The 218-nt window shown below is 45.4% G+C and carries 1 pseudogene; it reads left to right on the top strand.

Annotated elements, in window-relative coordinates:
* A pseudogene (locus IL45_RS15085) lies at window positions 1-218 on the top strand (gliding motility-associated C-terminal domain-containing protein); the annotation flags it as partial.

Genomic DNA, 218 nt, shown 5'->3' with positions numbered 1-218 from the left:
GTGATACTGATGGCGATGGTATTGATGATGCTTTTGACCCAGCTAATGCGACAGACCCATACAGTGATCCAAGTGGAGATACAGTAGATACGGATCCAGCCAATGAGCTGAACAATACGGATGGTACCGACGAGCCAGATTACAGAGATACTGATGATGATAATGACTTAATACCAACGGCAAATGAGATTCCAGATGCAGATGGAAACGGAACACCG

Origin of the sequence: Nonlabens ulvanivorans (assembly GCF_000732625.1) — a bacterium.
GTDB lineage: Bacteria > Bacteroidota > Bacteroidia > Flavobacteriales > Flavobacteriaceae > Nonlabens > Nonlabens ulvanivorans.
The sequence above is the reverse complement of the archived record's forward strand: the minus strand, read 5'-3'. Positions and strand labels throughout refer to the sequence as shown.